The sequence below is a fragment of the Polaromonas sp. YR568 genome (assembly GCF_943372955.1).
In the GTDB taxonomy this organism is placed as follows: domain Bacteria; phylum Pseudomonadota; class Gammaproteobacteria; order Burkholderiales; family Burkholderiaceae_C; genus Polaromonas.
On record NZ_CALSAL010000002.1, the window covers coordinates 536,278 to 550,145 of the forward strand.

Here is a 13,868-nt window from a genome sequence, read left to right on the forward strand (position 1 = left end):
CTGCGCCGCTGACCCACCGGGTCAGGGGCAGTGGCCACTCAAGTGGCGGCTGCGGCCAATGCCTCTGCAGAGCAGTAGTGACGCACCAGGCTCATCAACTCCTCTTCAGAGTACGGCTTGCCGAGGTAGTGGTCCACGCCCAGTTCCTTGGCATGCTCGCGGTGCTTTTCGGCGATCCGTGAGGTGATCATCACGATGGGCAGCTTGCTCAGTCGCACATCGGCGCGGATGTTGCGCGCCAGGTCGAAGCCGTCCATGCGCGGCATCTCGATGTCGGACAGCACCAGCGCGGGACGCTCTTCCTGCAGCCGCTCCAGCGCCTGCAAGCCGTCGGCAGCCATCACCACCCGGTATCCTTCGCGCTGCAGGAAACGCTGCGTCACACGGCGTACCGTGATGGAGTCGTCCACCACCAGAATCAGCGGAATCTGTGGCGTCGCTGGCACCATGGGTGCGGTCGCCGCAGTGCCGCCTGCGGACTCTTCCAGCATGTGCGGCTCGGCACGGTCAGAACTCAAGGCGCGAGCCTGCTCGCCGTACACCGACGCCAACGCCACCGGGTTGTAGATCAGCACCACCGCACCGGAGGCCAGCACCGACATGCCGGCAAGACCGGGCAGACGAGACAGCTGGGGCCCGAGGTTCTTCACCACCACCTCCTGGTTGCCCAGAACTTCATCGACGTGCAGTGCAATCCGCTGCGCAGCGCTTCGGAAAATCACGACTGGCGTCGTCTTGCCCTGCACTTCAGCGCTGCGGTGCGAAGCCTGCAGCAACGCGCCAGACCAGAAGAAGGGGACGGCTTCTCCAGCCACATCCAGTGTGCCAGTGTTGTAGGCCTGCTGAAGCTCTTTGGCGGTGGCGCGGCGAACGGTTTCCACCACGTTGGCAGGCACGCCTATGGACAGGTTCGCAGCGCGAATCATCACCACCTGCGTCACAGCGGTGGTCAGCGGCAGCACCAGCTTGAAATGTGTGCCCTTGCCTGCCACGGTGGAGGTTTCGATCCGGCCGCCCAGTGCATTGACTTCGGAACGGACCACATCCATGCCGATGCCGCGACCGGCCAGTTCGGTCACCTGTGAGGCGGTCGAAAAACCGGGCATGAAGATCATGCTGGCAGCCTGTTGATCGTCCAGCGCCTGGTCGGCGGAGACCAGCCCGAGGCTGACCGCCTTTTCGCGGATGCGCTGCAGGTTCAGGCCCGCACCGTCATCACTGAAATCGACCGACACGTCGTTGCCTTCCTGCCGCAGGTGCACGGTGATCAGGCCGACCGGGTCCTTGCCGGCAGCACGGCGGCTGTCGACGCTTTCAATGCCGTGCGCGACGCAATTGCGAAGCAGGTGCTCAAACGCCGGTGTCATCCGGTCCAGCATGCCGCGGTCCATTTCGATGGTGCCGCCCAGCAGGTCCAGCCGCACCTGTTTACCGGTGTCCTTGCTGGCCTGACGGACCACTCGGTAAAGACGCTCCGAAATGCCCTCGAACTCCACCATGCGCGTGCGCAGCAGGTCGCGTTGCAGTTCGCGGGTCTGACGGGCCTGGGCGATCAGGTCGTCCTCGGTCGCCTCAACCGTCCGCTGCAGGGTACGCTGCACGGTCGCCACGTCGTTCACCGACTCGGCCATCATGCGGGTCAGCTCCTGCACCCGGGTGAAACGGTCGAATTCGAGCGGGTCGAATCCAGCCTGCGCCTCTTTCGCCTGGGCCAAGCGCGACTGCATTTGCGTTTCGGCCTGCAGTTCGATGTCGCGCAACTGCTGGCGCAAACGGTTCAAGTTACCGCTCATGTCGTTGAGCGAAACGCGCAGCTGGCTGAGCTCCGCCTCCAGTCGCGAGCGCGTGATCATTACCTCGCCGGCCTGGTTCACCATGCGGTCCAGCAACTGCGAACGCACGCGGATAGACGCGGAAGCCGCCTGACGCAGGGGCTGCATCGCCATCGATTGCGGTGCAGGGACAGAGAGTTTGCGCGAAGCACCCACCTCGGCAGCCGCTGGCTCGCTCGTGGCAGCAGATTGCACAACGGGCGCAGCCGAAGACACGTCGGTCGATGCAGCTGCAGTCGGCGCGGCAACGCTTTGCGGCGCGGCGGGTGGCGCAGCCATCGGCATCTCAGTGATGGCGGCATCCGCGCGGCGCAGGGCCTCGAGCGTGTTCTCCATCGAGTCGAAGCGATTGAGCAACGGCTCGAAATCCTGACTCGCCGCATCAGCGGAACCGAGGTGTTCGATTTCAGACTCGATGCGGTGCGCCATCTCGCCCAACCGCAACGCGCCTGCAAGGCGTGCACTGCCCTTGAGGGTGTGCAGGGCGCGCAGCACTTCCATGCGGGCGCCCTGGTTGTCAGGCCGGGCCGACCACTGGCGAAGCGCGCCACCGAGTTGCGGCATCAGCTCGGCTGCCTCTTCCTCGAAGATCGGGAACAGATCCGGGTCGATCGCATCGACGGCATCAATGTCGTCGTCATCACCGTTGTCCTCGTCGCGCATGACCGCTGCTGGCATGGCGGGCGCTGGCGCAGCCATTGCCGGAGCAGGCGCTGGTGGAGGCGGCGCCATAACAGGTGCGGGTGCCGGTGCAGCGACCGGTGCAGCGGGTGCCACCACCGGGGCAAGCGCCACGGGCTCGACCCTGACAGGAGCGGGCGGCGCCAGGGGTGCCACCACAGGTGCAGCCGCAGGCGAAGGGGCAGGTACGGCTTGCAGCGGCGCCGCGGCCGACTTGGCGGCTTCGGGCGCTGCGAAATTGAGGTCGTCGAATTCGCTGGCCAGTGGCAAGCCGGAGTCGGAAAACTCCAGTTCCTTGAGCCGCGCCAGTACGCCCGGATCAGACAGCTTGAGGAAACCGGCAGCGAACTGGTGCAGCAAGCGGCGAATGTCTTCTGCCGCATCCACAAACACCTGCCCATAGCGGCTGGCGCCATTCTGATGGTGCGCCTGCGACTGCTGCAGGGCGTGCTCCAGCGCCCGGGCCATTTCCGACAGGGCCTCGAATCCGACTGTGGCTGAACTGCCAGCGAGCGAGTGGGCCAGTGCAACCGTCGAGTCGGCAACAGGCTGATCCTGCTCCAGCGACCACTCGGCAATTTCAGTCACCAGACGGCGCGACCACTCATCGGCCTCGTTGAGATAAACGTTGTAAAGCGGGATACCGATGCGCAGGCCGCCGATCACCTTGATCTGCTCATCACCTTCATCACCATCGCTGCCACGGTCTGTATCGCCCGGAATGTCCGCCTGCGATGCGGCAATGGCGTCGAGATCCGTCACATCCAGGCTGATGTCCAGCAACTCTGCTTCCGGAACCGCCGACTGCTCCGCCGCTGCCGGGACCGCAACCACTGCGGGCTCTTCCAGCTGGAAATGCTTTTCAAATTCTGCGGCTGACATCTCGACCGCTTCGGGCTCGACCGGTGCCATCGGCTCCATCGCCGGGAGCTCATCCACAGGCGCGATCACCGGCGAGGCAGGCGCGCTGACACGGTCAGACGACAAGGCGGCCAGACTGTCAAAGTCGATGCCCTCGATCTCCATCGGTGGCAACTCCGGCTCGACGACTTTCGCCACCGGGGCCATACTGGCAGCAGGCGCGGGGGTGTCAAACACGAGATCGAAGTCAATATCCGAAAGATTGGCGTCCTGGGCTGGCGCTGCCGGCACGGGGGCGGCAGCACTCGCAGGTACTGCGGGGGGCGTGACGTCCAGTTCCAGATCAAAGTCGAAGTCAGCCAGCGCTTGGGCGGGTGGCTCAGAAACGGATGGCTTGGTGACTGGCGCCTCGAACGCCCCAGCAAGACTGATGTCTTGGGGCACTGCCTGTACCTCGGGTGCCGCTGGTGCTTCAGGCACTTCCAGCGCCATGGCCTGAGGTGCCACCGCAGCCGGCATCTCCGAAGCGGGCACCTCAACGGCCTGCGGCGCCGCGGCTGCTGCACCGCTGACACCTATTGCCAGTGGCAGGTATTCGCCGCGTGTGCGAAGCGCGTCAGCACTGGCGCGGAAGGGTGCAGCGGACCAGGCGCCCTCTCTACCCGCCATGATGTCGGCAATCCAGCGCCCGAAACCGTTCACGGAATCCGACGCCAGCGTCCTGAACTCATCAGTGGCTGATTTCTGGTCAGCCAGCAGGCTGTTGAGCAGCTGCTCAAGCGACCATGCCGCCTCACCGAACTCGTTGAGCCCCACCATGCGGGAGCTGCCCTTGAGGGTGTGGAAGGCGCGCCGCAGCGTCGTCAGCTGCTCGACGTCACCCGGGTTGACCTGGAGCGCATTCAGCGCCTCCAGGCCCTGGCCTACCACTTCCTGGGCTTCTTCAATGAAGATGTCACGCAGGTCGTCTTCTTCAAAATCCACTGCTGCGCTGGGAGCCGCAGGTGCGGGTGTCACGGCCGAAGCCAGCGTGGTCATGGCCTGGGCTGCGGCGCCCGCATCGTTTGCCGAAACAGCGAGTGAGGCGTCGCGGGCGGTTTTGGCCAGTGCAGCCTGGCCTGCTAGTGCCGCCTGGGTGGCGAGCGAATCGAGCTTGACCGTCAGCACCTCGTCGGATGCGCCGGCGCTCGCGCCCCGCACCACCGACTGCAGTTCCTGGGACACGGCATCGATGACGGGTGCCGGTGCATCTGCCGGGGACGCTGCAGCTTGGGTACGACCCATCAAAGGCCGCAGCTCGCCTTTTTCATCGTCGTAAACGAACAGCTTCTTGGCCAGCGCCGGCTGGTAATTGAGCATGTCAATCAGGAAGCTCAAGGCGCCGAGGTTGTTGCCCAACTGGTCGAAGGTGCCAGCGGCCTTGGCCATCTGCTCATCGACCTCGGTCACCAGCATCTGCTCCACGCTGCCGCGCATGCGCAGGACAGCCTGCGAGGCCTGGTCGAGGCCCAGCACCGACAGCACGCCACGCATTTGCGAAAGCTGGCCCGGCACGGCCTGAAGCGACGCCTTGTCCTGTGGGTTGCGGAAGAAAATATCGAGCGATTTTTCGAGTTCGCCGAGCGCGATTCGCAGCTCGCCGACCACACTGCCCATGGTCTGCTTGTCGCTGACCCGGCGGTAGAGCTCTTCCATCCAGCTCTCAAGCGGCTGCGGGCTGCCTCCTGCGCGCACACTCTCCAGACGCTCGGCCAGGTTGCGCGTACGCGTCGCCAGCTGCGGATCGTTTGGATCGAGGTCGTCGAAAACCGCCTCCAGATAGAGCACCGAAGTCGCCACTTCCATCGCCAGTTCAATGCGCGGCGCCTGCGCCGACCGTACGGTGGTCTCGATGGCGCGGGTCAATGCCTGGGCCAGGGGCTCACTCGGCGGGTGCAACTTGAGCAGCGAATCACTGACCAGCGAGAACTGGTCGCTCACGGTCTTGAGCTTGCTGACTTCTCCGCCCGAAAGCGATGACCATGTTTCCTTGGCAGCCGTGATGCGCTTTCTGGCCTGTGCCAGCAGGGCCGGATCGAAACGGCCGAATTGCACCAGTTCATAGTCCACTGGCTTGAAGCGGTTCAGGCCATAAGCCGCACGCACTGTCGCCAGCAACGGGGTATCCGCCACCTGGATCGGCAGTGCCTGCGAGCAGAAAAACAGCAGGTCCTGGGCCAAACGGTCTGAAACAGCCACATCGCCTTTGGCGAGCGTTGCGTACTGCATCAACACGCGGGATGCAGCGCGGCGCACATGCAGATCCGACTTCAAAAGCCCCCGGGACACAGCCTCGGCATACGCCGCCACAATCTTCCAGAAAATACGCGGCTGGCGTTCGGTCTGACGGGCTGCGAACCCCAGACTCAGGGATTTGAGGGTTTCGCCAGCCTGCGCCGCATTGCCCTTCATCATCTGCAGCACCGACTGATCCATCTGCGCGCGTGCTGCGTCGCTGTAATCCAGTGGCTCCGCCTTGACGGGCAGTTCCATGTCAAGCCAGCGCCATTCGAAAGACCAGAGGTCTGCCGGATGGATACGGTCAGCACGAACCAGTTCCTGAACCTCGCGGTACTGCGGGAACAGTGACACCGAAGACACCGGCTTGTCCGCGAGAATGCCTTCAAGGTACTCGGTCAGGGCAAAACTGGCCCGCTCAATCCGGGCAGCGGCGTCCTGGCTGCACTGCTCGGGCTGTTGCACGAATTTTTGTACGGCGGCCTCCATGGCGCGCAACACCAGCGCGGGCCCGGCCAGGCCCACCATCTCCAGTGCACCGACGGCTTGGTGCAACTGCTGACGGGCAATTCGCAGGTGGCTGGCGTCGATGGTTGCCAGATCCGAGCCGCGTGCCGCCTCTGCATCGCGCACGAAACGTTTGAGCGCCTTGGCTGCACCGTCCAGGGACTTGCGCAGTTCGTCCAGCACCCATGCCAAGGGACCCAGATCGTTGACAGCGACATCCGGTTCGGTGGCGTTCAGATTCGAAGCGTTGGGTTGCATAAGGGACAAACTGGTTCAGAAATCGGTGCCAACGGCTGCGGACAGGGTCCGCACGGGCAAACAGCAATCAGGCGATCTTGAATCGCGACACTGACTGGCGCAACTCCTCGGCCATGCGGGACAGATCACGCACCTGCTGCGCTGTGGAGCGGGTACCTTCTCCGGTCTGCTCCGTCACCGCAAAAATGTGCTGGATGTTCCCTGCCACCACGTTGGCCGATGCAGCTTCGCGGGAGGCGGAAGTGGAAATCTGCTCAATCAGGTCAGCAAGGCGGCGTGACACCTGGTCAATCTCGGTCAGCGCGGTACCGGCGTTGTCGGACAGTTTGGCCCCTTCCACCACACCCTGCGTGGACCGCTCCATAGCGGCCACCGCGTCCTGTGTGTCGGTCTGAATCGCCTTCACCAGCGCGGAAATCTGCCGCGTTGCATCGGCGGAACGTTCAGCCAGTCGCTGCACCTCCTCGGCAACCACCGAGAAGCCTCGTCCGGCTTCACCAGCGGACGCGGCCTGAATGGCGGCATTCAGCGCCAGCACGTTGGTCTGTTCGGTAATGTCTGAAATCAGCTCGGTGATCTCGCCAATCTCCTGCGACGATTCGCCCAGTCGCTTGATTCGCTTGGAGGTTTCCTGAATCTGGTCACGGATGGAGTTCATACCACCGATGGCGTTCTGCACGGCCTGAAGGCCCGACTCGGCAGCCGTCAGCGATTGACGCGCCACCTGGGAAGATTCCTGCGCCTGTGTGGACACTTCGTTGATTCGGGTCGCCATGTCGAGCACGGACTGGCCGGTTTCACGAATTTCCCGCAGCTGCTCGGTGGAGGCCGCCAGCAGTTCGGTCGACGTGCTTTCCACCTGGGCAGTCGTCTGCGCCACCCGGGTCGCAGTGTTCTGCACGTTACCCACCAGCTGTCGCAACTCCTCCACCGTGTAGTTCACCGAGTCGGCGATGGCGCCGGTGATGTCCTCGGTCACGGTGGCTTCCTGTGTCAGATCGCCCTCAGCCACTGTCTGCAACTCGTTCATCAAGCGCAAAATGGCGGCCTGGTTGGCGTCATTGACGCGCTTGGCGTCCTGTTCCTGGCTCTTCGCTTCCTGACGCTGCGTTTCAGCCACTGCCTGACGCTGCTGGCTGTCCTGCACCTGCAAACGGGCCAGACCCGCAGCGCAAAGCAGAGCAAACAGGGCGGCGCCGATCAGCGTGGCCAGCGCACCGGCACCCAGACCGGTTTGCGAGGAGAGCTTGCCCTGAATTTCTTCCAAGGCCCGGCGCAGCGGTTCGCTGTCTGCAATGATGGACGACTGCGCTTCACGCGCTGACACCAGACCCTGCAGGTTACCCAGAATGGCGCCAGCCTGAACGCGGGTCTGCTCGTAAAGCGCCAGCAGCGCATCGAGCCGCTCGCGGGTCTGTGGATCTTTGGAGCCTGTCAGGCGCAATTCAGGGCTGCCTTCCTGCAGGCCCTGTGCGATTTCCTTGAAGGAGTTCAAGTCCTTGCCCAGCAGGAACACGGCCTCGGGGCTCACGCCTTCTTGCGTCAGGAACTCGTTGGCGGACTTACCGATACGCTGCGTCAACATCACCAACTGACCGGAAGCGGAAATCTCCGCAGGCGCGGCATTCTGCTGCAGTTTGAGTGAGGAGACGGTTTCGGCGATCTCCAGCAGGTCGGATGACTGGCGGTTGATGGTGCGAAGAGCGGTACCCACCTGCGTCAGGATGTTCTGCTGACCCATGACGGTGTTGGCATTCTTCTCGGCCCGCTCCATCAGCGGCACCACCTTTTCCACATCCGGAAGAAGCTCCTCGGACACCGGGGCGAGACGCAGGCTTTCCTCGCCAGCTTTCAACCCGCGCACGGTCTTGGCCAGCACGTCCGCGCTTTCGCGCACGTCAGGGAAGGCCTGGGCGCTACCCACCAGCGCCTGCGATACCGATTTGGCCAGTCGCTGCGACTGCATCAGGGACTGACCGGTAGCCGCCACCTGCTGAGCGACTTTCTCCGCCTGATTCAGCGCCAGGAATGTCACCGTACCCAGAACCGCGACCGCAATGGCCAGCAAGCTCACCAGAATCCGCTGGTGCTGCCCGATGGTCCGGCGACCCAGCAGCGGAAGGGTCAGCAGATCAGGATTGGCCGACACCAGGCCGTCTTCCGCCGTGGCCATGCGGCTCGCCGGGAACTCCTCGGTGGCATCCGACGAACGCAGCGCCGCTGTACGGAGCGAAGCCTCGTCCATGGTGCTGCTGGCCAATGGATCACCCAGCGTGCCCATGGATGCCATGTCCATGCTGTCGTCGGGCTGGGATGACTTGGTTTTAAACAGCTTCTGGATATTTGCTAGAACAGACATGGTGAGCCTTCCGGGAACAACAAAAGGAGAGGTGCGCTAGGCACCAATCGTCAAAAAATGGGCCTGCTGGGCAAGCGACTGAAGGTTGATTTCCTGCCAGACGGCACCGCTGGCGTCCACATACTGATTGCCAAAATACTCGGGCGCATCCGGCTTGCGCTCGGAAAAATCGATGAAGGCTTCCTGATTTCGCAGGCCAGAGAGCTTGTCAATCAGCAAGGCGCAGTTGACTTCCAGCGCGCTGTTGAGCGCGACCAGCCGTGAATCGGTGCGGGACAACTCGGTCTTGGCAGCCGGCGCCTGGCCGCTCACGAAGCTGGCGAGATCGACCACCCCGTACAAACCACCCCGCAAATTGGCCACGCCCGCGAACCACGCCTGCGTGTACGGCACGGCCTGCATGGCGACCCACGGAAAGATTTCGCCAGACTGGCTGAGCGGGAAAAGGTATTTTTTGCTGCCCGCCTCGACGGCCAGCCATGACGCGGCGACGCCCTGAGTACGGGCCACCTGCAACCTGTCAGCCAGCCGGGTCTGGAGCTCTCTGAGGGCTTGTCTGTTCGCCATGCTTCAGTGTCGGGAGCCGCTCAGCCCAGGGCCTTGATCTTGGCCATCAGTTCGTCAGCATCGACCGGCTTGGTGATGTAGTCACGCGCGCCCTGGCGCATGCCCCAGACACGGTCGGTCTCCTGATTCTTGCTGGTGCACATCATGATGGGGATGTCCGAGTACAGCGGGTCACGCGTGATGGCACGGGTCAGCTGGAAGCCGTTTTGCCCGGGCATGACGACATCCATCAGGATCAGTTCAGGCTTGTCTTCTGCCAGCCGGCGGAAGGCATCCTCCGCGTTCTCGGCGGTCTTGACTGTGAATCCGTTCTTGACCAGCAGATCAGTGATGTACATCAGCTCGGTCTTGGAATCGTCCACCACCAGTATTTTTTTAATCGCCATCAAACTACTCCTTGTTTTGCTGCACCGAGCTCCTGCACGGTCTGCAGCAGCTGGTCTTTGGTAAATGGTTTGGTCAGGTAATCCTGCGACCCCACCATGCGGCCTCTGGCCTTGTCAAAAACGCCGTCCTTGGAGGACAGCATCACGATGGGAACCGCCGAGAATTTCGCATTGCGCTTGATGATGGCACAGGTTTGGTACCCGTCCAGACGCGGCATGAGGATGTCGCAAAAAATCAGGTCGGGCTCGTAGTCGTTGACTTTGGAGAGGGCGTCGAACCCGTCCTCTGCCAGCAGCACCTCATGGCCTCCCTGCTTCAGGAAGATCTCGGCGCTGCGCCGGATGGTGTTGCTGTCGTCGATGACCAAAACCTTCAACCCTGAACTGGAAATGCTCACTGAGATTGCTCCTCTATTTGCAGCCCGTATGCGCAGGTGCCTGTCACCGGATGCTCAGGCTGGGGCCCGGCAAACGCCCGATGGCTCAGATCTGAACCATTTCAAAATCTTCCTTGCGGGCACCGCATTCGGGACACGTCCAGTTCATGGGCACCTGAGCCCATGGGGTGCCAGGTGCGATGCCGTGCTCAGGGGCTCCGGCTGCCTCGTCGTAGATCCACCCACAAATCAAACACATCCACGTCATTGATTGAGTCACAGCTTAAGTTGCCTTCGAATAGAATGCAACAATTGTATCGAGGCGGCGTTGCTTATTCGCGTACAGGTCAAAATCGCAGGCTATGGCAAACCCCAACACCCCTCAGCAGGAGAGTCTGCAAACTCAGGCAGAGGACGCTGACGCATCACCCGCTTGCGTGATGACCTTCAATGCCAACGACCCCAGCGGCGCGGGCGGGCTGACGGCAGACATCGCAGCCATCATCTCGGCCGGCGCACACGCACTCTCAGTTGTAACAGGCGCCTATGTGCGCGATACCGCCGAGATCTTTGACCATTTCGCCTTCGATGAAGAGGCTGTCACCGACCAGGCCCGCTCGGCACTGGAAGACATGACGGTGGCCGCCATCAAGGTCGGCTTTGTCGGCAGCCCTGAAAACGTGAGCGCCATCGCCGAAATCGCCTCCGATTACGCCGATGTGCCGCTGATTGCCTACATGCCCAACCTGTCGTGGTGGGATGAAAGCGAAATCGACAGCTACCTCGACGCCTTCCGCGAGCTGATGCTGCCGCAGACCACGGTTCTGATTGGCAACCACAGCAGCCTGTGGCGCTGGCTGTTGCCAGACTGGGCCGGCGAGCGCAACCCGTCTGCGCGCGACATTGCCAAGGCCGCCGCCGATCTGGGCGTGCCTTACACACTCGTCACGGGCATCCCGGCGCCTGAGCAGTTCATCGACAACGTTCTCGCCACGCCGCAAACCGTGCTCTACAGCGAGAAGTTCGAGCGCTTTGATGCCGTGTTTGCAGGTGCCGGCGAAACGCTGTCGGCCGCGCTGTCTGCCCTGCTGGCCAATGGGCACGACCTGCAAGCGGCTACCGCAGAAGCCCTGACCTACCTCGACCACAGCCTGGATGCCGGCTTTCACCCCGGCATGGGCAACATCGTGCCAGACCGCCTGTTCTGGGCGCAAGCCGATGTGGACACCGACGACGAAGACTCCGAAGACACGCAGCCCGGCGACGATGCCGCGCTGGTTCTAAAAAACGTGATCGATCTGCCCCCCAATGGAACAACCAAACACTGAGACCGCCGTGACCACGACTTCCCGCAACGACACCCTTTTCGAACGCGCCAAGAAACTGATTCCGGGCGGCGTGAACTCCCCCGTGCGCGCCTTCAAGGCGGTGGGTGGCACGCCCCGTTTTGTGCAACGCGCGCAGGGCGCCTACTTCTGGGACGCCGACAACAAGCGCTACATCGATTACATCGGTTCCTGGGGCCCGATGATTCTCGGGCACGGCCACCCGGCGGTGGTGGAAGCGGTGCAGAAAGCGGCGCTCGAAGGCTTCTCCTATGGCGCCCCCACCGAGCGTGAAGTGGAGCTGGCCGAAGAGATCGTGCGCCTGGTGCCTTCGCTGGAGATGGTTCGCCTGGTGAGTTCAGGCACCGAAGCCGCGATGAGCGCACTGCGGCTGGCCCGCGGCGCCACCGGCCGCAGCAAGATCATCAAGTTCGAGGGCTGCTACCACGGCCATGCCGATGCGCTGCTGGTCAAGGCCGGCTCGGGTCTGGCCACTTTCGGCAACCCGACCAGTGCAGGTGTGCCCCCCGAGGTCGTGCAGCACACGCTGGTGCTGGAATACAACAACCTGCAGCAACTCGAAGAAGCCTTTGCCCTGCACGGCCCGCAACTGGCCTGCCTGATGATCGAGCCGATTGCCGGCAACATGAACTTCGTGCGCGCCAGCGTGCCCTTCATGAAGCGCTGCCGCGAGCTGTGCACGCAACATGGTGCGCTGCTGGTGTTTGACGAGGTGATGACCGGCTTCCGGGTTGCCCTCGGTGGCGCGCAAAGCGTGTACGCCAAGCTGATTCCCGGCTTCCAGCCCGACATGACCGTACTGGGCAAGGTCATTGGCGGCGGCATGCCGCTCGCAGCCTTTGGTGGCAGCCGTGCGGTGATGGAGCAGCTCGCGCCTTTGGGTCCGGTCTATCAGGCCGGCACGCTCTCGGGTAACCCGGTGGCAACCGCCTGTGGTCTGGCCACCCTGCGTGAAGTCTCGCGACCTGGCTTTTATGAAGCCCTGGGTGAACGGACCCGCAGTTTGACGAGCGGCCTGACCGCAGCGGCCAAGGCGGCCGGCGTGCCCTTCAGCGCCGACAGCGAAGGTGGCATGTTCGGCTTCTTCCTGCTGGGCCAGTTGCCGCAGAACTACGGCACGGTGATGACCACCGACAGCCCCGCCTTCAACCGCTTCTTCCACGCCATGTTGGACAAGGGGATCTATTACGCTCCGGCGCTCTACGAGGCCGGCTTTGTCAGCGCCGCGCACACCGCGGAAGACATCGAGGCAACGGTCAGCGCGGCGCGCGATTTCTTCGCAGGCCGCTGAAGAAACTGGCGCTCAGGGGATCAGGCCCACCGCGTGCACATAGGCGGGCTGAACCATCAGGTCATCCCACGGCACTGGCGGGCTGACCGGTAACAGCGCACGCCGGCGCAATTCACTGGACTCCAGTGCCTCCCACTGGCCTCTGACCAGGGCTTCGGCCATGCCATCCAGCAGCTCGTCCACGGGCTGGCCATCGCCCACCGACTGGTTGCAGAGCAGCACCATGTCGCAACCGGCATTCAGCGCCGTCACCGCCGCCTTGGTGTAACTGACTTCGCGGCCGTCAATCAGCCGCGCGCCGGCCATGCTCAAGTCATCGCTGAAAATCGCACCGCCAAAGCCCAGCTGGCTGCGCAGGATGAAGTTCAACCACTGACTGGAGAAGCCCGCCGGACGTGCGTCCACCTTGGGGTAGATCACGTGCGCAGGCATGACGCTGGTCAGCGTCGTGTTCAGCCAGCCATAGGGCGCGGCATCGTCAGCCAGGATGCGCTTGAGGCTGCGGTTGTCCACCGGAATCTCGGTGTGGGAATCGGCCTTCACGAATCCATGGCCAGGGAAGTGCTTGCCGCAATTGGTCATGCCGCTTTGCAGCAGCCCATGCATCAAGCTCTTGGCCAGCAGAGTCACCACGCGTGGGTCGCGTCCGAATGCGCGGTCGCCGATGACGCCGCTTTCGCCCCAGTCCAGATCGAGCACTGGCGTGAAGCTGAAATCCACACCACAGGCGCGCAGCTCTGCGCCCAGCACATAACCGCAGGCGGTGGCCGCGTTGGTGGCAGCCAGCTGATCTTTCATCCAGAGCTCGCCGAGTGCACGCATGGGTGGCAGGTGGGTGAAGCCGTCGGTGCGAAAGCGCTGCACGCGGCCGCCTTCATGGTCCACGCAGATCAGCAGGTCAGCGCGGATGCTCTTGATGTCGACGCACAGGGCGGTGAGTTGTGCCCGGTCTTTCCAGTTGCGCGCAAACAGGATGATGCCGCCAGTCAGCGGGTGCTTCAGACGGCGGCGGTCGACCTTGGTCAGGGTGTGGCCTGCGACATCGATGATGAGCGGAGCCTGTGTGGCGTGGTGGGAGGTCATGAGGATGGGTGGTTCAGGAAAAGTGATTGAAGGATGCGCATGC

The 13,868-nt window shown here is 63.2% G+C and carries 9 protein-coding genes; 2 read left to right on the forward strand and 7 right to left on the reverse strand.

Features of this window, described 5'->3' with window-relative positions:
• Positions 1–38: 38 nt before the first annotated feature.
• The 6 genes from AAG793_RS08485 to AAG793_RS08510 form a co-directional block, all read right to left on the reverse strand.
• Entirely contained in the window at positions 39–6,416 is a 6,378-nt protein-coding gene (locus AAG793_RS08485; protein WP_341906675.1) for an Hpt domain-containing protein, read from the reverse strand.
• A 67-nt stretch (positions 6,417–6,483) separates the two neighbouring features.
• Positions 6,484–8,775: a methyl-accepting chemotaxis protein gene (locus AAG793_RS08490; RefSeq protein ID WP_341906677.1), complete on the reverse strand. Its 2,292-nt coding sequence runs from the start codon at positions 8,773–8,775 to the stop codon at positions 6,484–6,486.
• 36 nt (positions 8,776–8,811) lie between these two features.
• Complete coding sequence (locus AAG793_RS08495; RefSeq protein WP_341906679.1) at positions 8,812–9,342, reverse strand: chemotaxis protein CheW; 531 nt, start codon at positions 9,340–9,342, stop codon at positions 8,812–8,814.
• A gap of 20 nt (positions 9,343–9,362) precedes the next feature.
• Positions 9,363–9,728 carry a response regulator gene (locus AAG793_RS08500; RefSeq protein WP_341906681.1) on the reverse strand — a complete coding sequence of 122 codons (366 nt, stop codon included), beginning with the start codon at positions 9,726–9,728 and terminating at the stop codon, positions 9,363–9,365.
• Complete coding sequence (locus tag AAG793_RS08505; protein ID WP_341906683.1) at positions 9,728–10,126, reverse strand: response regulator; 399 nt, start codon at positions 10,124–10,126, stop codon at positions 9,728–9,730. Before AAG793_RS08505 ends, AAG793_RS08500 begins: the two co-directional genes overlap by 1 nt.
• Before the next feature lie 85 nt (positions 10,127–10,211).
• Entirely contained in the window at positions 10,212–10,385 is a 174-nt protein-coding gene (locus AAG793_RS08510) for a rubredoxin (protein ID WP_011482089.1), read from the reverse strand.
• An 82-nt stretch (positions 10,386–10,467) separates the two neighbouring features.
• Here AAG793_RS08510 and AAG793_RS08515 point away from each other — a divergent pair, with 82 nt between their 5' ends.
• Both AAG793_RS08515 and hemL read left to right on the forward strand, forming a co-directional pair.
• The gene (locus AAG793_RS08515) at positions 10,468–11,433 is read left to right on the forward strand and encodes a bifunctional hydroxymethylpyrimidine kinase/phosphomethylpyrimidine kinase (protein ID WP_341906685.1); all 966 of its coding nucleotides are present in this window, start codon (positions 10,468–10,470) and stop codon (positions 11,431–11,433) included.
• The gene (gene hemL / locus AAG793_RS08520) at positions 11,414–12,742 is read left to right on the forward strand and encodes a glutamate-1-semialdehyde 2,1-aminomutase (RefSeq protein WP_341906687.1); all 1,329 of its coding nucleotides are present in this window, start codon (positions 11,414–11,416) and stop codon (positions 12,740–12,742) included. Before AAG793_RS08515 ends, hemL begins: the two co-directional genes overlap by 20 nt.
• Positions 12,743–12,754: 12 nt before the next feature.
• Here the strand turns inward: hemL and nagZ are convergent, their stop codons facing one another.
• Positions 12,755–13,825 (reverse strand): beta-N-acetylhexosaminidase, encoded by a 1,071-nt coding sequence (gene nagZ / locus AAG793_RS08525; RefSeq protein WP_341906689.1) that lies wholly within the window; start codon positions 13,823–13,825, stop codon positions 12,755–12,757.
• Between the last annotated feature and the right edge of the window lie 43 nt (positions 13,826–13,868).

What these genes read in the sequence shown, in the direction of transcription:
- AAG793_RS08485 (WP_341906675.1), bottom strand. Translation starts at nt 6,416, where the DNA reads ATGCAACCCAACGCTTCGAATCTGAACGCCACCGAACCGGATGTCGCT.
- AAG793_RS08490 (WP_341906677.1), bottom strand. Translation starts at nt 8,775, where the DNA reads ATGTCTGTTCTAGCAAATATCCAGAAGCTGTTTAAAACCAAGTCATCC.
- AAG793_RS08495 (WP_341906679.1), bottom strand. Translation starts at nt 9,342, where the DNA reads ATGGCGAACAGACAAGCCCTCAGAGAGCTCCAGACCCGGCTGGCTGAC.
- AAG793_RS08500 (WP_341906681.1), bottom strand. Translation starts at nt 9,728, where the DNA reads ATGGCGATTAAAAAAATACTGGTGGTGGACGATTCCAAGACCGAGCTG.
- AAG793_RS08515 (WP_341906685.1), top strand. Translation starts at nt 10,468, where the DNA reads ATGGCAAACCCCAACACCCCTCAGCAGGAGAGTCTGCAAACTCAGGCA.
- hemL (WP_341906687.1), top strand. Translation starts at nt 11,414, where the DNA reads ATGGAACAACCAAACACTGAGACCGCCGTGACCACGACTTCCCGCAAC.
- nagZ (WP_341906689.1), bottom strand. Translation starts at nt 13,825, where the DNA reads ATGACCTCCCACCACGCCACACAGGCTCCGCTCATCATCGATGTCGCA.